The organism is Trabulsiella guamensis ATCC 49490 (assembly GCF_000734965.1).
Classification (GTDB): domain Bacteria; phylum Pseudomonadota; class Gammaproteobacteria; order Enterobacterales; family Enterobacteriaceae; genus Trabulsiella; species Trabulsiella guamensis.
On the sequence record NZ_JMTB01000102.1, the window covers coordinates 1 to 23,384 of the forward strand.

Genomic DNA, 23,384 nt, shown 5'->3' on the forward strand with positions numbered 1-23,384 from the left:
AGCATCCCACTCAGATGTTAAACGTAAAAAATATCTTCGAAGTCATGACCCGTAGGGGTCGTTAGCTCAGTTGGTAGAGCAGTTGACTTTTAATCAATTGGTCGCAGGTTCGAGTCCTGCACGACCCACCACTTCGAAGAACAATCCCGCAAGGGGTCGTTAGCTCAGTTGGTAGAGCAGTTGACTTTTAATCAATTGGTCGCAGGTTCGAATCCTGCACGACCCACCAATTTAACATTTCACTCAGATGTTAAGCGTGAAGGATAACGTTGCGCAGCAACGGCCCGCAGGGCGAGGTGAAGCCGAGTCATCCTGCACGACCCACCAATGTAGAAAAGCGCCCTAAAGGCGCTTTTTTGCTATCTGCGATATACCCCTGACATGCGCAATCTGCTATCTTGTTTAGCATACAAAACACATTAGCCGTCAGTAGCTGCATCTCAGCGACCATAACGGCATTTTGTTAAGCCTGTAAAACGAGATTGCATGATGAGCGTAATGTTTGACCCCGAAACCGCCATTTATCCTTTTCCGCCGAAACCAGCGCCATTAAGCCTGGAGGAAAAACAGTTCTACCGCGAGAAAATCAAACGCTTGCTGAAAGCACGCGATGCGGTGATGGTGGCGCATTACTACACCGACCCTGAAATCCAGCAACTGGCGGAAGAGACAGGCGGCTGTATTTCTGACTCGCTGGAAATGGCACGTTTTGGTGCGAAGCATCCGGCAACCACGCTGCTGGTCGCGGGTGTACGCTTTATGGGCGAAACCGCCAAAATACTCAGTCCGGAAAAGACCATCCTGATGCCGACGCTGGCGGCTGAATGCTCGCTGGATCTCGGTTGCCCCAGCGACGCGTTTAACGCCTTTTGCGATGCGCACCCGGACCGCACGGTGGTGGTCTACGCCAACACATCGGCAGCGGTAAAAGCACGGGCAGACTGGGTTGTGACCTCCAGTATCGCCGTCGAGCTGATTGAGCATCTCGACAGCCTGGGTGAAAAAATTCTCTGGGCGCCGGACCGCCACCTCGGCCGTTATGTGCAAAAGCAGAGCGGGGCCGATGTGCTGTGCTGGCAGGGCGCGTGCATCGTCCATGACGAATTTAAAACACAGGCGTTGACCCGCATGAAAGCGCTGTACCCGGACGCTGCCGTACTCGTTCACCCGGAGTCGCCGCAGGCTATTGTTGATATGGCTGACGCGGTAGGTTCAACCAGTCAGTTGATTGCTGCCGCCAGAACACTGCCTCATCAGCAACTCATCGTAGCGACTGACCGCGGGATTTTTTACAAAATGCAGCAGGCAGTGCCAGAAAAAGAGCTACTGGAAGCGCCGACGGCGGGCGAGGGGGCCAGCTGCCGCAGTTGCGCACATTGTCCGTGGATGGCGATGAACGGCCTGAAAGCGATTGCCGAAGGACTGGAGAAGGGTGGCACCTCACACGAAATCCACGTCGATGCCGCGTTGCGGGAAGGCGCATTGCTGCCTCTCAACCGGATGCTCGATTTTGCAGCTACACTTCGGTCTTAACAATTGACGTTATCTTGCGGGGTTAAAAATGGATTTCTTTAGTACACAGAACATACTGGTACACATCCCGATTGGCGCTGGCGGTTACGATCTGTCTTGGATAGAAGCGGTCGGGACGCTGGCGGGGTTACTGTGCATCTGGCTCGCCAGCCTTGAGAAGATCAGCAATTACTTCTTTGGCCTTATCAACGTCACATTGTTCGCCATCATTTTCTTTCAGATCCAGCTCTATGCCAGCCTGCTGTTGCAGCTCTTTTTCTTCGCCGCCAACATCTATGGCTGGTATGCGTGGTCGCGACAAACCAGTCAGCATGAGGCCGAACTACAAATCCGCTGGTTACCGTTGCCGAAAGCGATCACCTGGCTTGTCGTGTGCGTGGTGGCGATTGGGCTGATGACGGTGTTTATTGATCCTGTCTTTGCGTTCCTGACGCGGATTGCGGTGTCGATCATGCAGGCGCTGGGGCTGAACGTCGCCATGCCTGCCCTGCAACCCGATGCGTTCCCTTTCTGGGATTCCTGCATGATGGTGCTGTCGATTGTGGCGATGATCCTGATGACTCGCAAGTATGTCGAAAACTGGCTGCTGTGGGTGATTATCAACGTTATTAGCGTCGCTATTTTTGCATTGCAGGGCGTCTACGCGATGTCGCTGGAATATCTGTTGCTGACCTTCATTGCACTGAACGGTAGCCGGATGTGGATTAACAGCGCGCGTGAGCGAGGCTCTCACGCGCTTTCCAGCTAATGATGGTGTGAATGCCCATGCCCGGCGTGCAGCTCGTTAAGGCGGCATTCCGGGCCGCTACAAGGCTGGTACTCCATTTGTATCGTGGCATGCTCAATGCTGTAGTGATGCTCAAGGAAATGCTGGATGCGTTCGAGCAGCGCATCGTGGTCGTGAGGGGGGATCACCTGAACATGCAGCGTCATGATCGGTTTCTCGCCCACCATCCAGACATGAACGTGGTGCACGTCGCGGACTTCCGGTAAAGCGCGGTTCAGTTTGCGCTTCAGTTCGCCAACATCAATGGCGCGCGGCGCCCCTTCAAGCAGTTCGTTAACGCTTTCTTTCAGCAGTTGCCAGGCGCTGCGAAGCACCAGACACGAGACCAACACCGACAGGATCGGGTCAATCGGCGTCCAGCCAGTCAGCAGGATCACCATTGCCGCAGCAATAGCGCCGACCGAACCTAACAGATCCCCCAGCACGTGCAGCGCTGCGGCGCGTACGTTGAGATTTTTCTCTTCGCTACCGCGATGCAAAATCCAGAACGAAAAAATATTCGCCAGCAATCCGGCCACGGCAATCATCATCATGGTCGCCCCGGCGACCGGTTGCGGATGGTAAAAACGCTGGATGGCTTCCCAGACAATCAGAAAGGTAATCACCACCAGCGCAATCGCATTCACAAACGCCGCGAGTGTCGTCAGGCGCAGCCAGCCGAAGGTATGGCGGCTGTTGGGCGGTCGACGGGCGAAATGGACAGCGAGCAGAGCAAACAGCAAGGCTGCAGCATCGGTCAGCATATGCCCGGCATCAGCCAGTAGTGCCAGTGAGCCGGAGATAAGGCCGCCAATAACCTCGATAACCATAAAGCCTGCGGTAATCGCAAAGGCCAACAGTAATCGACGGGCGTTACCGTCCTGCGGTTGAGGGGAATGTGAATGCGAATGGGAATGCGCCATAACGTCGTCCTGCTTATCTTGATTTTATGTCTGACATCATTACAGATCTTTGCTGATTGCGCATACAAATAAGGAGAGCCGAAGCTCTCCATTGTCAGGTACAGAGGAGAAGGGTTACTGCGTTGTGCCGTCCGTTTTGGTATCGACATCGTTGTTAATGCCGTCACCGGTCTGGACTTTCTTATTAATGTCAGGACATTTACCGTCCTTACACATCGAGTTTTTGTGCACTTCGTCTTTGGTCATTCCGTCCTGATTCATACTGCCGGAGGAGGAATCATTCGGATGAAGCATGGTGCCGCCGGTGTTGATCTGACTGTTATCAACGTTATTCGGCGCGGTGTTCTGACGCGCGTCCGGGGCAACCTGTCCGGCTTCTGCTGCCGCGTTGGCGTCCCCGTTACTGTCCGAGCCGGTTGAGGCGGCCAGCGCTGCACCGCTGGTCAGAGAGAGGGTTGCCGTCAGGAAAAGTGAGGCTAATTTATTCATTTTCATAAAGATGCTCCTGTTCTGGTCGTTACGTCGGATAACTTCTTCCAACAGTGCATGCGCGAGGGCAATACACCCTCAATAGGGTTAAAATCCCACATGGCTGATTTAACTCAGCATGGAATTTTGCTAAGTGGCAAAAACAGAGTGTTTCAAGGTAAAAATTGTAGTCGTGATCTCACTTTTCGCTACTTTGTGGCGAATTTTTCTGTAATTCCAGGAATTATCCGTCCTGAGTGTAAAAGCCCGTTTACACTTTCTGACCGACAAGATAGATTGAAAGGATTGCACTCAATTAGATAAGTATGGCAACGCTGGAAAGATGATGAATTATCAGAACGACGATTTACGCATTAAAGAGATCAACGAGTTATTGCCCCCTGTCGCACTCCTTGAAAAATTCCCCGCTACTGAAAATGCTGCGAATACGGTTTCACACGCCCGTAAAGCGATTCATCAGATCCTGAAAGGCAATGATGATCGTCTGCTGGTCGTGATCGGCCCTTGTTCTATTCACGATCCGGCGGCAGCGAAAGAGTATGCATCCCGTCTGCGGGTGCTGCGTGAAACGCTAAAAGACGAGCTGGAAATTGTCATGCGCGTCTATTTTGAAAAACCGCGTACCACCGTGGGCTGGAAAGGGCTGATTAACGATCCGCACATGGACAACAGCTTCCAGATCAACGACGGTCTGCGCATCGCGCGCAAACTGCTGCTGGAGATCAACGACAGCGGCCTGCCTGCGGCGGGTGAGTTTCTGGATATGATCACGCCGCAGTACCTTGCTGATCTGATGAGCTGGGGCGCTATCGGCGCGCGCACCACGGAATCTCAGGTACACCGCGAACTGGCATCTGGCCTTTCCTGCCCGGTGGGGTTCAAAAACGGCACTGACGGTACGATCAAAGTGGCGATTGATGCCATCAACGCTGCCGGTGCACCACACTGTTTCCTGTCGGTCACTAAATGGGGCCATTCCGCGATTGTAAATACTGGCGGCAACGGAGACTGCCACATTATTCTGCGTGGCGGTAAAACGCCGAACTACAGTGCGGAGCATGTTGCCGAGGTCAAAGCGGGGCTGAAAAAAGCGGGTCTGCCAGAGCAGGTGATGATTGATTTCAGCCACGCCAACTCCTGCAAACAATTTAAAAAACAGATGGATGTCGCGCAGAATGTCTGCGAGCAGATCGTCAACGGTGAGAAAGCTATCATCGGCGTGATGATCGAAAGCCATCTGGTTGAAGGTAATCAGAGCCTGGAGAGCGGCGAGCCGTTGGTTTACGGCAAGAGCGTGACGGATGCCTGCATTGGCTGGGATGATACCGAAATCGTTCTGCGCCAGCTGTCGAATGCAGTGAAAGCCCGTCGCGGCTAAGCGCGAGGTGGACAGAAAAAAGGCCCGAAACCGGGCCTTTTTTATTACTTCGCTTTACCCTGGTTCGCCACCGCGGCTGCTTTCGCAGCGATTTCGTCGGCGTTACCCAGATAGTAGTGTTTGATCGGCTGGAAGTTTTCATCGAACTCATACACCAGCGGAACGCCGGTCGGGATGTTCAGTTCAAGAATTTCATCTTCGCCCATCTTGTCGAGGTATTTCACCAGCGCACGCAGGGAGTTGCCGTGAGCGGCAATGATCACGCGTTCACCACTTTTCAGGCGCGGCAGAATGGTTTCGTTCCAGTACGGCACCACGCGGTCGATGGTCAGCGCCAGGCTTTCGGTCAGCGGCAGCTCTTTTTCGGTCAGTTTCGCATAACGCGGATCGTGGCCCGGATAACGCTCGTCATCTTTGGTCAGCTCCGGCGGGGTCACCGCAAAACCACGACGCCACTGTTTAACCTGCTCGTCACCGTACTTCTCAGCGGTTTCCGCTTTGTTCAGACCCTGCAACGCACCGTAGTGACGCTCGTTCAGTTTCCAGGATTTTTCAACCGGCAGCCAGGCCTGATCCAGTTCATCCAGCACGTTCCACAGGGTATGAATGGCACGTTTCAGCACAGAGGTGTAAGCAAAATCAAAACTGAAGCCTTCCTCTTTCAGCAGTTTACCCGCCGCTTTGGCTTCGCTCACGCCTTTCTCCGACAGGTCAACATCGTACCAACCGGTGAAGCGGTTTTCGTTGTTCCACTGGCTTTCGCCGTGGCGAACCAGAACCAGCTTAGTTACAGCCATATCCTACTCCTCAAGCTTTTATTTTGAATGATAACAATTCTCATTATATTGCCCGGGCGACACCCGCAGCAACGCTTATCCATAACCATAGCGAAAATAGCGCCTGAGTGTAAGATGCTTGTGAATCCGGGGTTATTATTTTGTCTGCGAATGGCGTTATTTTCAGCAATTTGCAAAGAAAAACCCTCCATCCGGAGGGTTCAGTGTCAGCGGGCAATGAACTGATATTCTGTGAGGCTGATGTACTCTTCGCCGGGAAGCAGAATACAGTCGGGCTGCGGCCACTCCGGGTGGTTCGGGCTGTCGGGGAGGAATTCACTTTCCAGCGCCAGACCCTGCCAGTCGCTATAAGGTTCAGTTTCACGCGACGGCGTGCCACCAAGGTAATTACCGGAGTAGAACTGCAGGGCAGGGGCTGAGGTATATACTGCCAGTTGCAGTTTTTCATCCTGCGACCAGACGCGGGCCACTGGTTCGCGAACGTTGCCTTTTGCCTGTAGCAAAAACGCGTGGTCGTAGCCCTTCACTTTTTTCTGATCGTTATCGCTGAGGAAATCCTGCGCGATCACTTTCGGTGTGCGGAAATCAAAGCTGGTGTCCGCCACGCTTTTCAGCCCCTCGCGCGGAATGCCCATCTCATCCACTGGCAGGTAGTCATCGGCAAGGATCTGCAATTTATGCTGACGGATGTCGCCCTGTACACCGTCAAGGTTAAAGTAGACGTGGTTGGTCAGGTTGACCGGGCAGGCTTTGTCGACCGTCGCACGATACTCGATGGAAATCCGACAGTCATCCGTCAGGCGGTACCGCGCCAGGGCAGTAAGGTTTCCTGGATAGCCCTGATCGCCATCGTCAGAGACCAGCGAAAACAGCACCTCTTCGTCGTTCTGGCTGACTATGCGCCAGCGACGTTTGTCGAATCCGTCGGGGCCACCATGAAGCTGGTTGACGCCCTGACTTGGTACCAGCTCGATGGTTTCATCATTCAGCGTGTAGCGGCTGTCGGCAATCCGGTTAGCGTAGCGCCCCACTGAGGCGCCAAGAAAGGCTGACTGTTGCGGATACTGTTCCGGGCTGGCGCAGCCGAGTAGCGCTTCGCGAACACAGCCATCAGAAAGGGGAACACGGGCGGAGAGCAGCGTGGCGCCCCAGTCCATCAGCGTGACTACCATCCCGGCGCGGTTGCGCAGCGTCAGCAGTCGAAAGGGCTGGCCATCCGGGGCCAGCACAGGTGTCTCATTAAGCACGGCCTGCTCCTTGTGAGGGTTTGCAAACGTAGAAGGTCTCTTTGATGCCGGTTCTGGCTTCATATTGCGAAGCCACTGCCTGCTGCACGGCCTCCACCAGATTATCCGGCACCAGCGCCACGACGCAGCCGCCGAAGCCGCCGCCAGTCATGCGCACGCCGCCTTTATCGCCGATAGCCGCTTTCACAATCTCTACCAGCGTATCGATTTGCGGCACGGTGATTTCGAAATCATCACGCATAGAAGCATGAGATTCGGCCATCAGTTTGCCCATGCGCTGCAGATCGCCTTTTTCCAGCGCATCAGCGGCTTCCACCGTACGGGCATTTTCGGTCAGTACGTGGCGCACGCGTTTCGCTACCAGCGGATCCAGCTCATTCGCCACCGCGTTGAACTGCGCCAGTGTGACGTCGCGCAAAGCAGGTTGCTGGAAGAAACGCGCTCCGGTTTCGCACTGCTGGCGACGAGTGTTGTATTCGCTGCCCACCAGCGTACGTTTAAAGTTACTGTTGATAATGATCACGGCGACGCCTTCGGGCATTGACACCGCTTTACTGCCCAGTGAACGGCAGTCGATCAGCAAAGCATGATCTTTCTTACCAAGGGCGGAAATCAGCTGATCCATAATGCCGCAGTTGCAGCCGACAAACTGGTTTTCCGCTTCCTGACCATTCAGGGCGATTTGTGTGCCGTCGAGAGGCAGATGATACAGCTGCTGAAGAACGGTACCGACCGCCACTTCCAGCGAGGCGGATGAACTTAAGCCTGCGCCCTGCGGCACGTTGCCGCTAATCACCATATCCACGCCGCCAAAGTTACGGTCGCGTTTTTGCAGATGTTTCACCACGCCACGCACGTAGTTTGACCACTGCTGGCTGTCATGGGTCACAATCGGCGCGTCCAGCGAGAACTCGTCAAGTTGATTGTCATAATCAGCGGCGATGACGCGGATCATGCGGTCATTACGTGCAGCACAACTGATCACCGTCTGGTAATCAATGGCGCACGGCAGCACAAAACCATCATTATAGTCGGTATGCTCGCCGATCAGATTCACGCGGCCTGGCGCCTGGATAACATGGGTGGCAGGGTAGCCAAATTTTTCAGCAAACAGGGATTGGGTTTTATCTTTCAGACTCATTGTTATTCTCCGGATTCGCGAAAATGAATATCGCTGACGGCACGCAGACGTTCAGCCGCCTGTTCTGCCGTAAGATCACGCTGGGTTTCGGCCAGCATCTCATAACCAACCATGAACTTGCGGACGGTGGCTGAACGCAACAAAGGCGGATAGAAATGGGCATGTAACTGCCAGTGCGCGTGTTCGTCCCGGGTGAACGGCGCGCCGTGCCAGCCCATTGAGTAAGGGAATGAGCACTGGAACAGATTGTCGTAGCGACTAGTCAGCTTTTTCAGTGCCAGCGCCAGATCGCTGCGCTGTGCGTCGCTGAGATCAGGCATCCGCAGAACGTGCGCTTTTGGCAGCAGCAGCGTTTCAAACGGCCACGCTGCCCAGTAAGGCACCACCGCCAGCCAGTGTTCGGTTTCCACTACCGTGCGGCTGCCGTCAGCCTGTTCACGCTGAACGTAATCCAGTAACATCGGTGAACCGTACTGTAGAAAATACTCACGTTGCAGCCGGTCTTCGCGTTCAGCCTCGTTCGGCAGAAAACTGTTTGCCCACACCTGGCCATGCGGGTGCGGGTTGGAGCAGCCCATCGCCGCACCTTTGTTTTCAAACACTTGCACCCACGGATACATTTCCCCCAGTTCAGCGGTTTGCTGTTGCCAGGTTCTGACCACCTCTTCCAGCGCGCTGACGCTCAGTTCCGGCAGCGTTTTGCTGTGATCCGGTGAGAAGCAAATCACCCGGCTGGTGCCGCGCGCGCTCTGGCAGCGCATCAGCGGATCATCGCTTTCCGGCGCCGCGGGTGTGTTTGCCATTAGTGCTGCGAAATCGTTGGTAAAGACATAAGTGCCGGGGTAGTCCGGGTTTTTATCCCCGGTCACGCGAGTGTTGCCCGGGCAGAGAAAACAGTCGGGATCATGAACCGGCAGCGTCTGCTTCGCCGGCGTTTCCTGCGCCCCTTGCCATGGACGCTTCGCGCGGTGCGGAGAAACTAAGATCCATTGCCCGGTCAGCGGGTTATAACGACGATGCGGATGATCGACGGGATTAAAGCGCTCCATTACAGTAGTTCCTTAGTCTGCATAGCCCTGAGGATGGCGGGACTGCCAGTGCCAGGTGTCCTGCGCCATCTGGTCGAGATCACGGGTCACCCGCCAGTTAAGTTCTTTATCGGCTTTGCTGGCATCGGCCCAGTAAGCAGGAAGATCGCCATCGCGACGCGGGGCAAAATGATAATTCACCGGTTTGCCGCAGGCCTTGCTGAAGGCGTTAACCACATCCAGCACACTGCTGCCGATGCCTGCACCGAGGTTATAAATATGCACGCCCGGTTTACCGGCCAGTTTTTCCATCGCGACCACATGACCATCTGCAAGATCCATCACGTGGATGTAATCACGCACGCCCGTGCCGTCTGCCGTTGGGTAGTCGTTACCGAACACCGCCAGTGATTCGCGGCGACCCACCGCCACCTGCGCGATATACGGCATCAGGTTATTCGGAATGCCCTGCGGATCTTCCCCCATATCGCCTGACGGATGCGCGCCAACCGGGTTGAAGTAGCGCAGCAGCGCAATACTCCACTCCGGCTGCGCTTTTTGCAGGTCGGTGAGGATCTGTTCCACCATCAGTTTGCTTTTACCGTACGGGCTTTGCGGCGTGCCGGTCGGGAAACTTTCCACGTAAGGAATTTTCGGCTGGTCGCCATAGACGGTGGCGGAGGAACTAAAAATGAAGTTTTTGATGTTCGCGGCGCGCATCGCGGAAATCAGGCGAAGCGTACCGTTAACGTTGTTATCATAGTACTCAAGCGGTTTGGCGACAGATTCGCCAACGGCTTTCAGCCCGGCAAAGTGAATCACCGTATCGATGGCGTGATCGTGCAGAATTTCCGTCATCAGCGCTTCGTTGCGAATATCGCCTTTCACGAAGGTCGCCTGCTTACCACCCAGACGTTCAATCACCGGCAACACGCTGCGCTTACTGTTACAGAGGTTATCAAGAATGATGACATCGTGACCCTGCAGCAGCAATTGCACGCAGGTATGACTTCCTATGTAACCGCTACCACCTGTGACCAGTACTCTCATGATTCGCTCCATTAGGCTTATGGTATGTAATAACCTTAGCATAACAGAGAAGTCAAAAGTGTGACATGGGATAAACTAGTGGAATCGTTTACACGCCTGACATATTGTGAGGATTACTCTTTTTTCCCATTATAAAACAAGGGGGATGAGAAGAGACGATGCCGTTTGTCTGAAAAACGGAGGCCAGCACCTCCGTTGATGAAGAGGTTTAACGTCTGCCGATAGCGTAGCGGTAACTGTCGCCCTCAGGCACAAATTCCAGCCGATGGGTAATGCAGTCCGGGGCATCTTCAGCATGGTGGGAAACAAACAGTAATTGCGTTTTGCCTTCGCCAATCAGCACATCAATGAAACGGCGAATCAACTGGCGATTCAGCGGATCCAGCCCCTGTAATGGCTCATCAAGAATGAGCAGCGTCGGGTGTTTCACCAGTGCCCGGACGATCAGCGCCAGTCGTTGTTGCCCCCACGACAGACTATGAAACGGCGCGTCAGCGGTACGGTTGTCGATACCCAGAATGGCGAGCCATGTCTGCACCAGTTGGTGCTGTTTATCCGACACCGCCTGGTAGATCCCGATAGAATCAAAATAGCCCGACAGGATCACGTTGCGCACTGTGGTGCTAACGCGATAGTCGAGATGCAGACTACTGCTGACATAACCAATGTGCTTTTTGATATCCCAGATGGTTTCGCCACTGCCACGACGGCGGCCGAACAGCGTTAAGTCATTACTGTAGCCCTGCGGATGATCACCCGTAACGAGGCTCAGAAGCGTCGATTTTCCGGCGCCGTTCGGGCCGACAATCTGCCAGTGCTCGCCCGGTTTCACCGTCCAGCTCAGATGGCTGATGATGGGCCTGTCATTGTAGGACACCGTACCGTCATTGAGCACAATACGCGGGGCGTCGTCCGGCAGTGATAACCGGGCAGAAGGCGCGTCCGGCTCCGGCAGGGTGATACCATCGAGTTTTTCGCTGTGCGCCAGCTGGGCAATCAATGCCTGTTCTAGCAACGCTTTTTTCTCGCCCACATCGCTGAGCGTACAGTCTGCCAGCACCCCGGCAAAGCGCACAAACTCAGGAATTTCATCAAAGCGGTTCAGTACCAGCACAACGGTGTAACCTTCGCTGTTGAGTGTCGCCAGCAGCTCAGCCAGTTGCTGACGTGATGCCACGTCCAGACCGTCAAAAGGTTCGTCGAGGATCAGCAGATCCGGCTCCGCCATCAGCGCCTGACAGAGCAGGGTTTTGCGAGTCTCGCCAGTAGACAGATATTTAAAGCGCCGGTTGAGCAGGGGGGTAATGCCAAAGCGTTCTGCGAGCAGTGCGCAACGTTGCGGATCGTGGATCTCGTCCTGAATAATTTCGGCGGTGGTGCGTCCGGTGTCGTCTTCGCCAGGACTCAGCAGATCGGTGTTATTACGCTGCCACTCATCACTGACCAGTTTTTGCAATTGTTCGAATGACAGGCGCGTCACTCGCGCAAAATCAGACTGGCGCGAGCCGGAGAGCAGCGGAAGCTCGCCTGCCAGCGCGCGGGCCAGAGCGGATTTCCCGCTGCCGTTACTGCCCACGAACGCCCAGCTATCGCCACTCCGGAGTGTCAGTTGATCGATGTTAAGTGTTTTTGTATCGCTAAGACGAAACGTGCCTTGCAAAATATGCAATAATGACATGCTATATCCCGTTTTTCGCATCAATATGCACAGGGATACGTTTTCCTGCCAGGAATGTCAATGACAGGGGAACGCATCAGCACAACGTGGCAATGATCACGCGATCTGCATTAAAATATGCTGTAACCTCAGCACCTTCTGCCAGATTACTGGCTGCGTCGCGCGGCACCGTAGCGCAAAGCGCTTGCCCGTCCGGTAATGTCAGCAGCACTTCGCATTGCTCTTCACCGCATTCGATATGGCTGATACGACCGATCAGCTGGTTATCCGCATCAGCAGCCAGGCGTGCATCCTGGGTAATGCCCACCCACGGCGCTTTCAGCAGCACCAGTACTTCTTTGCCTTCGTCGAGCCCCAGTCGTTCGCCGCTCTGCGCGGTGATCGCCACTTTCAGACGGGTTTCGCCATCAGCTAACAACACCTCGACATGTTGCTGAACCTGGTCGTGATCGCGGGCGGTTATCGTTCCGAACCACTGGTTACGGGCGCTGGTCTGCAGGGAGAAACGGGAGATGGCCGCCAGCAGGCTGTTAAGTGGCAGCGCATCGTCATCGCTCAGCACATCGAACGCTTTTTGCTGGATCTGCGCGAGCAGGTCATAAAGCTGAATCAGCCGCTGGCCGTAGCGGGTCAGCACCGCGCCACCGCCGCCTTTACCCCCGGTCGCGCGATCGACCAGCGTCTGTTCGCTGAGCTGGTTCATTTCGTTGATCGCATCCCAGGCGCTTTTATAGCTGATGCCCGCGTTCTTCGCCCCCTGGCTGATAGAGCCGGTCTGGTCGATTTGCTTAAGCAGCGCAATGCGGCGTGGGTCGGCAAACAGGCGCTGTTGAAGCTTGAGGGTAAGAAGAATTTCGGCTTGCATAACAATGTCCTGGTCAAAAAGGCGAGTGTGGCGCATCTGAGTGAGCGGTCACAAGGCATCGCACAAAAGGGGCGTGTTTTTCCTGATTATCAGGTTACAATGATAGAATCACAATATCTGGAGTCGACCATGTTAGAGTTGTTGAAAAGTCTGGTCTTTGCCGTAATCATGGTTCCCGTGGTGATGGCCGTCATCCTCGGGTTAATCTACGGGCTGGGCGAAGTGTTTAACGTCCTTTCCAGTATCGGTCACAGAGACCGTCCCCATCAGAATCAATAAACCCGTTTCGAGAAAAGCACCCGGTTTTGCCGGGTGTTTTGCTTTTAAGTTCCCCTCTTTTTAGCCGATAATCATCACATTACCCACATTGTGGTACCAGTAAGCGCTTTGAAAACCCCACTGTTATCGTTATATTTGTTTGTATATAACGACACACACAGGAGTTACAAATGGCACGTACATGGTTACGCCTTTTTGCAGGGGCAACACTGACACTTTCTGTTGCCGGTCATGCTCTGGCGGATGATGCAAAAATTACTGTCTTCGCGGCGGCGTCTCTGACCAACGCGATGCAGGATATCGCGAAGGAATACAAAAAAGAGAAAAATGTCGACGTGGTTTCGTCATTTGCCTCTTCCTCTACGCTGGCTCGCCAGATTGAAGCCGGCGCGCCAGCTGATCTCTTCATTTCTGCGGACCAGAAGTGGATGGACTATGCCGTCGATAAGAAATCGATCGATACCGCCACACGCGAAACACTGCTCGGTAACAGCCTGGTCGTGGTTGCCCCGAAAGCGAGCGCGCAGAGCGAGATTACCATTGATGCAAAAACGGACTGGACCCGCCTGCTGAATGGCGGGCGTCTGGCGGTTGGCGATCCGGATCATGTTCCGGCGGGCATTTATGCGAAAGAAGCGCTGCAAAAACTGGAGGCATGGGATACGCTGTCGCCGAAGCTGGCCCCGGCTGAAGATGTGCGTGGCGCACTGGCACTGGTAGAACGTAATGAAGCGCCGCTGGGTATCGTTTACGGTTCTGACGCGGTTGCCAGTAAAGGAGTAAAAGTTGTCGGCACTTTCCCGGAAAGCTCACATCAAAAAGTGGAATATCCGATGGCTATCGTGTATGGGCATAAAAACGCGACGGTCAGCGCCTTCTATGATTACCTGAAAGGGCCGCAGGCTGCTGCAATCTTTAAACAATACGGATTTACGACGCACTGATGATATTGACGGATCCCGAATGGCAGGCGGTACTGCTGAGCCTGAAAGTTTCATCCCTGGCAGTGATTTTCAGCTTGCCCTTCGGGATCTTCATGGCCTGGCTGCTGGTCAGGCGTCATTTTCCCGGCAAAGCGCTGCTCGACAGCATTATCCATCTTCCGCTTGTCTTACCGCCGGTGGTGGTGGGTTATCTGTTGCTTATCGCGATGGGGCGACGCGGGTTTCTCGGTTCATGGCTCTATGACTGGTTTGGCATCACGTTCGCCTTTAGCTGGCGCGGCGCGGTGCTGGCGGCGGCGGTGATGTCGTTTCCGCTGATGGTACGGGCAATTCGTCTCGCGCTGGAAGGGGTCGATATCAAACTGGAGCAGGCAGCGCGAACCCTTGGCGCTGGTCGCTGGCGCGTCTTTTTCACTATCACGTTGCCGCTGATGCTGCCAGGAATTATCGTCGGCACGGTGCTGGCGTTCGCCCGTTCGCTGGGCGAGTTTGGCGCGACCATCACTTTCGTCTCTAACATCCCGGGTGAGACACGCACCATTCCTTCGGCGATGTACACACTCATTCAGATGCCCGGCGGCGAAGGCGCTGCCGCGCGTTTGTGCATTATTTCTATCGTGCTGGCGCTGGTGTCGCTGCTGGTATCCGAATGGCTGGCGCGGCTTAGCCGCGAACGGACAGGGAAGTGACCATGCTGGAACTCAACTTTACGCAGACGCTGGGCACGCACCGCCTGGACATTCATGAAACGTTGCCCGCCTCCGGTATTACAGCAGTGTTTGGCGTCTCCGGGGCGGGAAAAACCTCGCTCATCAATGCCATCAGTGGGTTAACCCAACCGGAAGCGGGGCGGATTGTCCTCAACGGGCGGGTTCTCAATGACGTCGAAAGAGGGATCTGCTTAACGCCGGAAAAACGTCGCGTGGGGTACATTTTTCAGGATGCGCGCCTGTTTCCGCATTACAAAGTGCGCGGCAATCTGCGCTATGGCATGGCGAAAAACATGGCTGAGCAGTTCGACAAGCTGGTGGCGCTGCTGGGTATTGCGCCCTTGCTGGATCGTCTGCCGGGCAGCCTTTCTGGTGGCGAAAAACAGCGCGTGGCGATTGGTCGGGCGTTGTTGACTGCGCCGGAACTGCTGCTTCTGGACGAGCCGCTGGCGTCACTGGATATCCCGCGCAAGCGCGAGCTGCTGCCTTACCTGCAGCGTCTGGCGCGCGAAATCAATATTCCTATGCTTTACGTCAGCCATTCGCTGGATGAGATCCTGCATCTGGCAGACAAAGTTCTGGTGCTGGAGGCAGGGCGCGTTAAGGCGTTCGGTAATCTTGAAGAGGTGTGGAGCAGCAGCGTCATGCACCCGTGGCTGCCGCAGGAGCAGCAGAGCAGCATCCTGAAAGTCACAGTGCTGGAACACCATCCACATTATGCGATGACCGCGCTGGCGCTCGGTGACCAGCATTTATGGGTCAACAAACTCGACAAACCGGTGCAGACCGCTGTGCGCGTGCGCGTTCAGGCCTCGGATGTATCGCTGGTGTTGCAGCCACCAACGCAAACCAGCATCCGCAACATTCTGCGCGTCAAAGTCGTAGAGTGTTATGACAACAACGGTCAGGTGGAAGTGCAGCTTGAAGCGGGTGGGCGGACGCTGTGGGCGCGCATCAGCCCGTGGGCGAGAGATGACCTCGCGGTGAAGCCCGGTCAGTGGCTGTATGCGCAGATTAAGAGCGTCTCAATCACCTCGTAATTACAACAGGTGGTGATAGATATAGCTGGCGATGCTGTCGGTGGTGTTATCGCCAATCACCACATCCGCACGGGCTTTGACGGCATCATCGGCGTTGCCCATCGCCACGCCAGTGCCTGCGGCTTCCAGCATACTGATGTCGTTATAATTGTCGCCAAAGGCCACGACGTCTTTCATTGATAATCCCTGCGATTCCACCCAGCGTTTCAGACGGTAGCCTTTGCTGTTGCCCTGACGGGCGACGTCAACCTGATCATGCCAGGACCATTCACACTCCAGCGCCAGCGAGGTTTCAACGTGGCTGACGAACCCGCGAAGCTTCGGCATGTCTTCATCGGTCAGTGCAAACTTCCACACCGCGTTAACGTCCTGTGCTGCCTGCGCCAGTGACGGTACCTGCGTGAACACCGGACGCTGTTCCGGCGGCAGCGTCTGCGCCCAGGCGCTGGTACGGACAACATGCCCGGTCGGTCGTTCATAAAGCATCGCATCATCAACATACATCAGGCCGTGAATGCTATGCTCATTCAACAGATCAATGACCTTAAGCGCCTTTTCGACGGGCATGGGATCGGCTTCCAGCACCTTTTTTGCATGATAATCATACAAATAAGTGCCATTACAGCAAATTGCTGGTGTATCGAGAGCCAGTGCCTGATAAAAAGGATGAATGGCAACGTGATGCCGCCCCGTGACGATGAGAAGCTGAAAACCCGCTTCCCGGGCGCGTTTCAGCGCTTCCACCGAAGAGGGAAGTAGCGTTTTCTGTGGCGTCAGCAGGGTTCCGTCTAAATCAAGGGCAATCACGCGAGAGGTCATGTGTTATTCCAGGTTAATGTTGAACATGTCGTTGCGGGTGATGGTACACCGATACGGCAGTGAGACAAATTTATACAGCATTGACCGCTAAAACCGTCTATCCTGGTATTTTGCTTCCACGTGCAGTAAGGAAAGGAGTTTTCATGAAACAAACCGTTTATACCGCCAGCCCGGAAAGTCAGCAGATCCACGTCTGGAGCCTGAAACACGATGGCGCGTTAACGCTCGTGCAGGTGGTTGACGTCCCGGGTCAGGTGCAGCCGATGGTCGTCAGTCCGGATAAGCGTTATCTGTACGTTGGTGTTCGTCCTGAATTTCGTGTGCTGGCGTACCGTATCGCCCCGGATAACGGCGCGCTGACCTATACCGCAGAATCCCCGTTGCCGGGAAGTCCGACCCACATTTCTACTGATCATCAGGGTAAATTCCTGTTCAGCGGCTCCTACAACGCGGGCTGTGTCAGCGTGACGCGTCTGGATGCCGGCCTGCCGGTTGAAGTAGTGGCTACGGTCGAGGGTCTTGAAGGTTGCCATTCGGCCAATATTTCTCCGGACAACCGCACTCTGTGGGTACCAGCGCTGAAACAGGACCGAATCTGCCTGTTCACCCTGAGCGATGATGGTCAACTGGTGGCGCAGGAGCCTGCCGAAGTGACCACCGTTGAAGGCGCAGGTCCGCGTCATATGGCATTCCACCCGAACCAGCAGTATGCCTACTGCGTCAATGAGCTCAACAGCACAGTGGATGTCTGGGAACTGAAAGATCCGCACGGTAAGATCGAATGCGTACAGACGCTCGATATGATGCCGGGTGATTTCAAAGGCGTGCGCTGGGCGGCGGATATTCATCTGACGCCGAATGGCCGTCACCTGTACGCCTGCGACCGTACCTCCAGCCTGATCACTGTGTTTAGCGTCTCCGAAGACGGCAGTGTGCTGAGTGTAGAAGGCTTCCAGCCGACCGAAACCCAGCCACGCGGCTTTAACGTTGATCACAGTGGAAAATATGTGATTGCCGCCGGGCAGAAATCACACCATATCGCGGTGTATGAAATCAAAGGCGAGCAAGGGCTGCTGGAAGAGAAAGGGCGCTATGCGGTAGGCCAGGGACCGATGTGGGTCGTGGTCAACGCGCACTGATCATCCGGCATAAAAAACCTCGCGAGTGCGAGGTTTTTTCTTTATCTGCCGATTACTGCTTCGGTACAGCCACCACTTCACTACCCACGCCGCGGTTGTTGAATTCCCACATGCGGTTGAACTGCGTGTCGTTCAGGTTGCGCTGGACTTCGCCTTTGTCGTTTTTAGCGCCAGTATTGCCGCTGAACGGGCGTTTGGAAATCGCGGCATCAGCCCACGGTTTCGCCAGGTTAAAACCTTCGTTTATTACGCTGTCACGGATCACTACCTGACCGTTGGTGTTGCTGTCGACATCCAGAGAGCGGCCCAGTTGCGCGACGCCATCACCCGACGCGTTAAAGCGTGAGTTGGTGGCGAGGAAACCGTAGTAGAGATTGGACTGTGTCGCTGGTGCAAAGACGTAACCTTCCTGCTGCGTGCGGGAGTTCACCACGCGGAAATCGGTGTTATCAAACACTACCGCGCCGCGCCCGGAAACGATGTCAACATCGCCTTCCACGTAGCTGTTCGTCACCAGCGTACGGGTCAGACGGTCGTTCTGCAGACGGTTCTGCACGCCGCTGTTGGTCACGAAGAAGGTGTTCTGGCGACCAAGAATGTTGACGTTGTTGATCTGCACTTTGTCGCCATCACTGCGCAGCGCCACCGCCTGGTGAGTACCTGCGTCAACGCTGTCGCCGAGGTTGTTTTCGATGGTCATATTTTGCAGTTGCAGGCCGTTATTTTGCGACCAGAAGACGGCTGAACACATTACGCCAATCGTTGCCGTGCGTTTGCTCTGGCAGTTGTCAAACATATACCACGCTGGTTTGCCTGGCATATATTTACCCGCCGGGTTAACCAGACGACGCCAGCTGTTTGGATCGATCTCAGAGTCGATCGCCAGACCGATTTTCACATCAGACGCCTTCTCGCCGGTACCGTACAGCGTCAGGCTACCCGGTGCAGCCGGAACGTACACGGTGCCCTGATATTCACCCGGCATAATCGCGATGAACAGGCGACGACTGGAATGTTTAGCGATGGCCGCATCAACAGCTGCCTGGATGGTATTGTGCGTGACACCCTGGGTGCCTGCCGGGCCTACCACGAAATCGGGCTGTGCCGGGAGGCTGATGGCGGCCGGTGTCCATGGCGCGGCGTTAGGATCCAGGGTGGAAAAATAATGAGCCTGTACGAAATTTTTCGCTTCAGCAGCGGAAAGGATCGGGCGCAGAGTAGTCCCTGGCGCTTCCTGCGTGGAAGGCTGTTGATCCGGCGGCGTTGAGCTACAGGCGGTCAGTGTCACGCCAAAAGCCAGTGCCAGCGTCAGACGAGAAACCGAGAATGTGTTCATGTTACTCCAGAGCTGTTAAGTAGAGGATGAGTCCTTCAAAACCTGCTTTTTATACTAAGTTGAGCGAAACGGGAAGTACGATTGGTAAAAAGTTCGTCAGTTTGCAGAAAACACAGGGGAGCAGGCGGGTGAGTAGTCACAAAAAATCAACATTTACATAGGCCTTTGTTGACAATCCTGGTGGAATGAAAATAAATGTCTATACAACCCATGACAAGTGAAGACTATGACTGAACTGACCGCTGAAGATCGAATCTGGCGCAACGCGCGTCTCGCCACCCTTGACCCGTCGCAACCGCAGGCCTACGGGCTGCTGGAACAGCATGCGCTGGTGGTTCGCAACGGGCGTATTCACGCGATTGTCCCTGATGCGGAGATCCCTGCCAACAGCCGTAACGTAATCGATGTGCAGGGTCGCCTGATCACGCCCGGGCTTATTGATTGCCATACCCATCTGATTTTTGGCGGCAGCCGCGCGCAGGAATGGGAGCAGCGTCTCAATGGCGTCTCCTACCAGCAGATCAGCGCCCAGGGCGGTGGTATTAATTCCACGGTACGCGCCACGCGCGAGAGCAGCCCTGAAACACTGACCGCGCTCGCACAGCAGCGGCTGGAACGGCTAATGCGCGAAGGCGTCACTACGCTGGAAATTAAATCCGGGTATGGGCTGAATCTGGCAAACGAAGAGAAAATGCTGCAGGTTGCCGGGGCCCTGGCGAAAGCGAATCCGGTCGAGGTCAGCCGCACGCTGCTTGCGGCGCATGCCACGCCACCAGAATATAAAGACAATCAGGACGGCTATATTACGCTGGTTTGTGAAACCATCCTGCCCGCATTGTGGAAAAAAGGGCTGTTCGAAGCGGTTGACGTATTTTGCGAAAACGTCGGTTTCAGTCCGGCGCAAACCGAGCGGGTCTTCCGCACAGCCTGTGATTTCGGTATTCCGGTAAAAGGGCATGTCGAACAGCTTTCGTCGCTTGGCGGGGCGCAACTGGTCAGCCGCTATAAAGGACTTTCTGCCGATCACATTGAATACCTGAGTGAAGACGGCGTCGCCGCCATGCGTAATGGCGGCACAGTCGCTGTGCTGCTGCCGGGCGCGTTTTACTTCCTGAACGAAACTCGCAAACCGCCAGTGGAGCTGCTGCGTCAACAACAGGTGCCGATGGCGGTCGCTACCGACTTCAACCCCGGCACCAGCCCATTCACCAGCCTGCATTTATCGATGAACATGGCCTGCGTAAAATTCGGCCTGACGCCGGAAGAGGCGTGGGCAGGCGTTACCCGACACGCCGCGCAGGCGCTGGGGCGCGAGAGAAGTCATGGTCAGCTGGCGGTCGGTTATGTTGCGGATTTTGTGGTCTGGGACGCTGAACACCCGGTTGAGATGGTCTATGAACCGATGCGCAATCCACTCTGGCAGCGCATTTTCCGTGGCGAGGTGACAGCATGAAGTTATGGCATCCGACAGACCGTGCGCTCTGGCAAGGGCGCGACGACAGCGCTGAAGCACCGAACGCACTGCGTCTGTTTCAGACCATCAATAACTGCGGTGAATTTACGCCACAGCGCTATGGCGGCAAAATCGCCCTGTTAGGGTTTGAATGCGATGAAGGCGTCAAACGTAATCAGGGGCGACCCGGCGCTGCGCAGGGACCTGATACGTTGCGTAAAGCACTGGCGAATATGGCCAGCCACAACGGGCACGAACGACTGGTGGAGATGGGCAACATTCGCGCGCAACCGGAAGCTCTGGAAGCGGCTCAGCAGGCGCTGCATGATGCGGTGTTTGCCTGCCAGCAGGCGAAGATGCGCACCCTGGTGCTGGGCGGCGGTCATGAAACGGCTTTCGGGCATGGCTCGGCGATCCTTGACGCGTTTCCTGATGAGCGGGTGGGGATCATCAACCTCGATGCGCACCTCGACTTACGCCACGCCCCGCGTGCCAGCTCAGGCACGCCGTTTCGCCAGCTGGCGCTGCACTGTGAGGCACAGCAGCGTGATTTTCACTATTGTTGCATTGGTGCCAGCATGGCCGCCAATACGGCCGCATTATGGGATGAAGCTGCACGTCGCCACGTCACGGTAATCGAGGATCTCGATGTGCTGAACGCACTGGAAGCGCGGGTATTGCCGGAGATCGCCCGCTGCATCAACAGTTATGATCGGATCTACCTGACTATTGATCTGGATGTACTGCCCGCCGCGGAAATGCCTGCGGTATCGGCACCTGCCGCGTTAGGCGTACCGCTGGCACTATTGCTGCGCATCGTTGAGGCGTTATGCCGTAGCGGCAAATTGCAGGCGGTCGATCTGGTGGAGTTCAACCCGGCGTTCGATCGTGAGGGGCAGGGTGCGAAAGTGGCTGCCCGTCTCGCCTGGCAGATTACCCACTGGTGGCAATGGTAACCACCGGGATATACTGCCGTGATATCGCCGACAATGACTGACATAAGGAACGCCAGCGCTATGTATTCGCCTCGTCCCCGACCGGCCCCTGCCAGCGCGCCGGTGCCTTTTTATGAAAAAGTGAAGCAGGCTATCAGCGAAAAGATCTATGCCGGTACCTGGCGGCCTCATGACCGCATTCCATCGGAAGCCGAACTGGTGGCGCAGTTTGGCTTCAGCCGGATGACCATCAACCGTGCTGTGCGCGAGCTGACTGACGAAGGGCTGTTGGTGCGCCTGCAGGGCGTTGGCACGTTCGTGGCCGAACCGAAGGGGCAGTCGGCGCTGTTTGAAATTCGTAGTATTGCTGATGAGATCGCCGCCCGGCACCATCAGCATCGTTGTGAAGTCCTGCTGCTGGAAGAAACTCGTGCTGATTTCACCCAGGCCGCGGCGCTGGACGTTGAAGAGGGCACGCTGATTTTCCATTCGCGGATGGTGCATTTTGAGAATGATGTGCCGGTGCAGATTGAGGATCGCAGTGTCAACGCCACGGTGGTGCCGGACTATCTGCGGCAGGATTACACCACCACCACACCACACGCTTATCTGTCGTTGATTGCGCCGCTGACCGAAGGGGAGCATATCGTTGAAGCTGTGGCGGCCACCCCGGAAGAGTGCCGTCTGCTGCATATTAAAGAGCATGATCCGTGCCTGCTTATCCGCCGCCGCACCTGGTCCACCTCGCACATCGTCTCTCATGCCAGCCTGCTGTTCCCCGGCAGCCGCTACCGTTTACAGGGTCATTTCAGCTCCTGATCCCCGGCGTCAGCAAAAAGCGTGATTGCTGACGCAATATAACAAAATTGTATCATTTTTGTTAAATCTCATCTTGTGCATAGATGTATAGACAAGTATATGTATCTGCACTCGTCATACTTCACGTCAGGAGAGAACAACGATGTCGCAAACCAAATATCGCCAGCAGGAGATCCGCGCCCCGCGCGGCACAACGCTGACTGCAAAGAGCTGGCTGACCGAAGCGCCGCTGCGCATGTTAATGAACAATCTGGACCCGGACGTGGCGGAAAACCCGAATGAGCTGGTGGTCTACGGTGGGATCGGTCGGGCGGCACGCAACTGGGAATGTTATGACGCGATCGTCAGGGCATTAACGAAACTGGAAAATGATGAAACCCTGCTGGTGCAGTCCGGCAAACCGGTCGGCGTGTTCAAAACGCATGACAATGCACCGCGCGTACTGATCGCCAACTCCAATCTGGTGCCGCACTGGGCGACCTGGGAACATTTTAACGAGCTCGACGCCAAAGGGCTGGCGATGTACGGCCAGATGACCGCCGGCAGCTGGATTTACATTGGCAGCCAGGGGATTGTGCAGGGCACTTACGAAACCTTCGTCGAAGCAGGCCGTCAGCACTATAACGGCAATCTGCAGGGGCGCTGGGTGTTAACCGCCGGTCTCGGTGGCATGGGTGGCGCGCAGCCACTGGCAGCAACGCTGGCCGGAGCCTGCTCGCTGAACATTGAATGCCAGCAGAGCCGTATTGATTTTCGTCTGCGTACCCGTTATGTCGACGAGCAGGCCACCTCGCTGGATGACGCGCTGGCGCGTATCAAAAAATACACCGCAGAAGGCAAAGCAGTCTCCATCGCCCTGTGCGGCAACGCGGCAGAAATTTTGCCGGAACTGGTGAAGCGCGGCGTGCGCCCGGACATGGTGACCGACCAGACCAGCGCTCACGATCCGCTGCACGGTTATCTGCCGAAGGGCTGGACGTGGGAAGAGTATCAGCAAAAAGCGGAATCGGACCCG

General features: G+C 55.5%; 22 protein-coding genes, 2 tRNA genes and 1 pseudogene. 14 read left to right on the forward strand and 11 right to left on the reverse strand.

The features are described 5' to 3' along the window. The first annotated feature begins 55 nt into the window (after positions 1 to 55). The 4 genes from GTGU_RS16995 to pnuC all read left to right on the forward strand — a co-directional run bounded on the left by GTGU_RS16995 (position 56) and on the right by pnuC (position 2,281). Positions 56 to 131, forward strand: a tRNA-Lys gene (locus GTGU_RS16995). A gap of 22 nt (positions 132 to 153) precedes the next feature. After that, a tRNA-Lys gene (locus tag GTGU_RS17000) sits at positions 154 to 229 on the forward strand. A 260-nt stretch (positions 230 to 489) separates the two neighbouring features. After that, positions 490 to 1,533, forward strand: a complete 1,044-nt coding sequence (nadA, locus tag GTGU_RS17005) for a quinolinate synthase NadA (RefSeq protein ID WP_038159774.1) — start codon at positions 490 to 492, stop codon at positions 1,531 to 1,533. Positions 1,534 to 1,561: 28 nt separating this feature from the next. Next, a complete protein-coding gene (gene pnuC / locus GTGU_RS17010; RefSeq protein WP_038159716.1) occupies positions 1,562 to 2,281 on the forward strand; it encodes a nicotinamide riboside transporter PnuC in 720 nt (239 codons plus the stop codon). Here pnuC and zitB read toward each other — a convergent pair. Together zitB and GTGU_RS17020 are read right to left on the reverse strand one after the other, a co-directional pair. After that, a complete protein-coding gene (gene zitB / locus GTGU_RS17015) occupies positions 2,278 to 3,222 on the reverse strand; it encodes a CDF family zinc transporter ZitB (RefSeq protein ID WP_038159718.1) in 945 nt (314 codons plus the stop codon). The two genes, pnuC and zitB, sit on opposite strands and share 4 nt — an antisense overlap. Before the next feature lie 114 nt (positions 3,223 to 3,336). Beyond that, a complete protein-coding gene (locus tag GTGU_RS17020; RefSeq protein ID WP_038159721.1) occupies positions 3,337 to 3,717 on the reverse strand; it encodes a YbgS-like family protein in 381 nt (126 codons plus the stop codon). A gap of 319 nt (positions 3,718 to 4,036) precedes the next feature. Between GTGU_RS17020 and aroG the strand changes: the two genes are divergently transcribed. After that, complete coding sequence (gene aroG, locus GTGU_RS17025) at positions 4,037 to 5,089, forward strand: 3-deoxy-7-phosphoheptulonate synthase AroG (RefSeq protein ID WP_038159724.1); 1,053 nt, start codon at positions 4,037 to 4,039, stop codon at positions 5,087 to 5,089. Between the two features lie 44 nt (positions 5,090 to 5,133). Here the strand turns inward: aroG and gpmA are convergent, their stop codons facing one another. The 7 genes from gpmA to modE all read right to left on the reverse strand — a co-directional run bounded on the left by gpmA (position 5,134) and on the right by modE (position 12,895). After that, entirely contained in the window at positions 5,134 to 5,886 is a 753-nt protein-coding gene (gpmA, locus tag GTGU_RS17030; protein ID WP_038159727.1) for a 2,3-diphosphoglycerate-dependent phosphoglycerate mutase, read from the reverse strand. A gap of 206 nt (positions 5,887 to 6,092) precedes the next feature. Beyond that, positions 6,093 to 7,133, reverse strand: coding sequence for a galactose-1-epimerase (gene galM, locus GTGU_RS17035; protein WP_038159730.1), 1,041 nt, complete (start codon positions 7,131 to 7,133; stop codon positions 6,093 to 6,095). Continuing rightward, positions 7,126 to 8,274 (reverse strand): galactokinase, encoded by a 1,149-nt coding sequence (gene galK, locus GTGU_RS17040; RefSeq protein ID WP_038159733.1) that lies wholly within the window; start codon positions 8,272 to 8,274, stop codon positions 7,126 to 7,128. The genes galM and galK overlap by 8 nt, the downstream gene beginning before the upstream one ends. A gap of 2 nt (positions 8,275 to 8,276) precedes the next feature. Beyond that, entirely contained in the window at positions 8,277 to 9,323 is a 1,047-nt protein-coding gene (galT, locus tag GTGU_RS17045; protein WP_038159736.1) for a galactose-1-phosphate uridylyltransferase, read from the reverse strand. A 12-nt stretch (positions 9,324 to 9,335) separates the two neighbouring features. After that, the gene (galE, locus tag GTGU_RS17050) at positions 9,336 to 10,352 is read right to left on the reverse strand and encodes a UDP-glucose 4-epimerase GalE (protein WP_038159739.1); all 1,017 of its coding nucleotides are present in this window, start codon (positions 10,350 to 10,352) and stop codon (positions 9,336 to 9,338) included. A 208-nt stretch (positions 10,353 to 10,560) separates the two neighbouring features. Beyond that, a complete protein-coding gene (gene modF, locus GTGU_RS17055; protein ID WP_038159742.1) occupies positions 10,561 to 12,030 on the reverse strand; it encodes a molybdate ABC transporter ATP-binding protein ModF in 1,470 nt (489 codons plus the stop codon). A 76-nt stretch (positions 12,031 to 12,106) separates the two neighbouring features. Continuing rightward, a complete protein-coding gene (modE, locus tag GTGU_RS17060) occupies positions 12,107 to 12,895 on the reverse strand; it encodes a molybdenum-dependent transcriptional regulator (protein WP_038159744.1) in 789 nt (262 codons plus the stop codon). A gap of 129 nt (positions 12,896 to 13,024) precedes the next feature. On the opposite strand from modE, the gene GTGU_RS24905 reads away from it, so the two are divergent. The 4 genes from GTGU_RS24905 to modC all read left to right on the forward strand — a co-directional run bounded on the left by GTGU_RS24905 (position 13,025) and on the right by modC (position 15,868). Further along, on the forward strand, positions 13,025 to 13,174 hold the full coding sequence (locus tag GTGU_RS24905) for an AcrZ family multidrug efflux pump-associated protein (RefSeq protein ID WP_038159777.1): 150 nt from the start codon (positions 13,025 to 13,027) through the stop codon (positions 13,172 to 13,174). A 170-nt stretch (positions 13,175 to 13,344) separates the two neighbouring features. After that, complete coding sequence (gene modA / locus GTGU_RS17070; protein WP_038159747.1) at positions 13,345 to 14,118, forward strand: molybdate ABC transporter substrate-binding protein; 774 nt, start codon at positions 13,345 to 13,347, stop codon at positions 14,116 to 14,118. After that, positions 14,118 to 14,807 (forward strand): molybdate ABC transporter permease subunit, encoded by a 690-nt coding sequence (modB, locus tag GTGU_RS17075; RefSeq protein WP_038159750.1) that lies wholly within the window; start codon positions 14,118 to 14,120, stop codon positions 14,805 to 14,807. Before modA ends, modB begins: the two co-directional genes overlap by 1 nt. Positions 14,808 to 14,809: 2 nt before the next feature. Beyond that, positions 14,810 to 15,868 (forward strand): molybdenum ABC transporter ATP-binding protein ModC, encoded by a 1,059-nt coding sequence (gene modC, locus GTGU_RS17080; RefSeq protein WP_038159752.1) that lies wholly within the window; start codon positions 14,810 to 14,812, stop codon positions 15,866 to 15,868. On the opposite strand, the gene GTGU_RS17085 is transcribed toward modC, so the two are convergent. Next, positions 15,869 to 16,687, reverse strand: coding sequence for a pyridoxal phosphatase (locus GTGU_RS17085; protein ID WP_038159754.1), 819 nt, complete (start codon positions 16,685 to 16,687; stop codon positions 15,869 to 15,871). Between the two features lie 143 nt (positions 16,688 to 16,830). Here GTGU_RS17085 and pgl point away from each other — a divergent pair, with 143 nt between their 5' ends. Then, a complete protein-coding gene (pgl, locus tag GTGU_RS17090) occupies positions 16,831 to 17,826 on the forward strand; it encodes a 6-phosphogluconolactonase (RefSeq protein WP_038159757.1) in 996 nt (331 codons plus the stop codon). Between the two features lie 52 nt (positions 17,827 to 17,878). On the opposite strand, the gene GTGU_RS17095 is transcribed toward pgl, so the two are convergent. Next, positions 17,879 to 19,162: a putative acyl-CoA thioester hydrolase gene (locus GTGU_RS17095; RefSeq protein ID WP_038159760.1), complete on the reverse strand. Its 1,284-nt coding sequence runs from the start codon at positions 19,160 to 19,162 to the stop codon at positions 17,879 to 17,881. 185 nt (positions 19,163 to 19,347) lie between these two features. On the opposite strand from GTGU_RS17095, the pseudogene hutI reads away from it, so the two are divergent. From hutI to hutU, 4 genes and pseudogenes are all read left to right on the forward strand, one after another. Continuing rightward, positions 19,348 to 20,615 (forward strand): annotated as a pseudogene (gene hutI, locus GTGU_RS17100) (imidazolonepropionase). Then, complete coding sequence (hutG, locus tag GTGU_RS17105; protein WP_038159765.1) at positions 20,612 to 21,571, forward strand: formimidoylglutamase; 960 nt, start codon at positions 20,612 to 20,614, stop codon at positions 21,569 to 21,571. Before hutI ends, hutG begins: the two are co-directional and overlap by 4 nt. A gap of 60 nt (positions 21,572 to 21,631) precedes the next feature. Next, entirely contained in the window at positions 21,632 to 22,369 is a 738-nt protein-coding gene (locus GTGU_RS17110) for a histidine utilization repressor (protein WP_038159768.1), read from the forward strand. Positions 22,370 to 22,511: 142 nt separating this feature from the next. Then, on the forward strand, positions 22,512 to 23,384 hold an 873-nt coding region (gene hutU, locus GTGU_RS17115), incomplete at its 3' end, for a urocanate hydratase (protein WP_038159771.1).

Coding starts and splice junctions, on each gene's coding strand:
- nadA (WP_038159774.1), top strand. CDS start 490: ATGAGCGTAATGTTTGACCCCGAAACCGCCATTTATCCTTTTCCGCCG.
- pnuC (WP_038159716.1), top strand. CDS start 1,562: ATGGATTTCTTTAGTACACAGAACATACTGGTACACATCCCGATTGGC.
- zitB (WP_038159718.1), bottom strand. CDS start 3,222: ATGGCGCATTCCCATTCGCATTCACATTCCCCTCAACCGCAGGACGGT.
- GTGU_RS17020 (WP_038159721.1), bottom strand. CDS start 3,717: ATGAAAATGAATAAATTAGCCTCACTTTTCCTGACGGCAACCCTCTCT.
- aroG (WP_038159724.1), top strand. CDS start 4,037: ATGAATTATCAGAACGACGATTTACGCATTAAAGAGATCAACGAGTTA.
- gpmA (WP_038159727.1), bottom strand. CDS start 5,886: ATGGCTGTAACTAAGCTGGTTCTGGTTCGCCACGGCGAAAGCCAGTGG.
- galK (WP_038159733.1), bottom strand. CDS start 8,274: ATGAGTCTGAAAGATAAAACCCAATCCCTGTTTGCTGAAAAATTTGGC.
- galT (WP_038159736.1), bottom strand. CDS start 9,323: ATGGAGCGCTTTAATCCCGTCGATCATCCGCATCGTCGTTATAACCCG.
- galE (WP_038159739.1), bottom strand. CDS start 10,352: ATGAGAGTACTGGTCACAGGTGGTAGCGGTTACATAGGAAGTCATACC.
- modF (WP_038159742.1), bottom strand. CDS start 12,030: ATGTCATTATTGCATATTTTGCAAGGCACGTTTCGTCTTAGCGATACA.
- modE (WP_038159744.1), bottom strand. CDS start 12,895: ATGCAAGCCGAAATTCTTCTTACCCTCAAGCTTCAACAGCGCCTGTTT.
- GTGU_RS24905 (WP_038159777.1), top strand. CDS start 13,025: ATGTTAGAGTTGTTGAAAAGTCTGGTCTTTGCCGTAATCATGGTTCCC.
- modA (WP_038159747.1), top strand. CDS start 13,345: ATGGCACGTACATGGTTACGCCTTTTTGCAGGGGCAACACTGACACTT.
- modB (WP_038159750.1), top strand. CDS start 14,118: ATGATATTGACGGATCCCGAATGGCAGGCGGTACTGCTGAGCCTGAAA.
- modC (WP_038159752.1), top strand. CDS start 14,810: ATGCTGGAACTCAACTTTACGCAGACGCTGGGCACGCACCGCCTGGAC.
- GTGU_RS17085 (WP_038159754.1), bottom strand. CDS start 16,687: ATGACCTCTCGCGTGATTGCCCTTGATTTAGACGGAACCCTGCTGACG.
- pgl (WP_038159757.1), top strand. CDS start 16,831: ATGAAACAAACCGTTTATACCGCCAGCCCGGAAAGTCAGCAGATCCAC.
- GTGU_RS17095 (WP_038159760.1), bottom strand. CDS start 19,162: ATGAACACATTCTCGGTTTCTCGTCTGACGCTGGCACTGGCTTTTGGC.
- hutG (WP_038159765.1), top strand. CDS start 20,612: ATGAAGTTATGGCATCCGACAGACCGTGCGCTCTGGCAAGGGCGCGAC.
- GTGU_RS17110 (WP_038159768.1), top strand. CDS start 21,632: ATGTATTCGCCTCGTCCCCGACCGGCCCCTGCCAGCGCGCCGGTGCCT.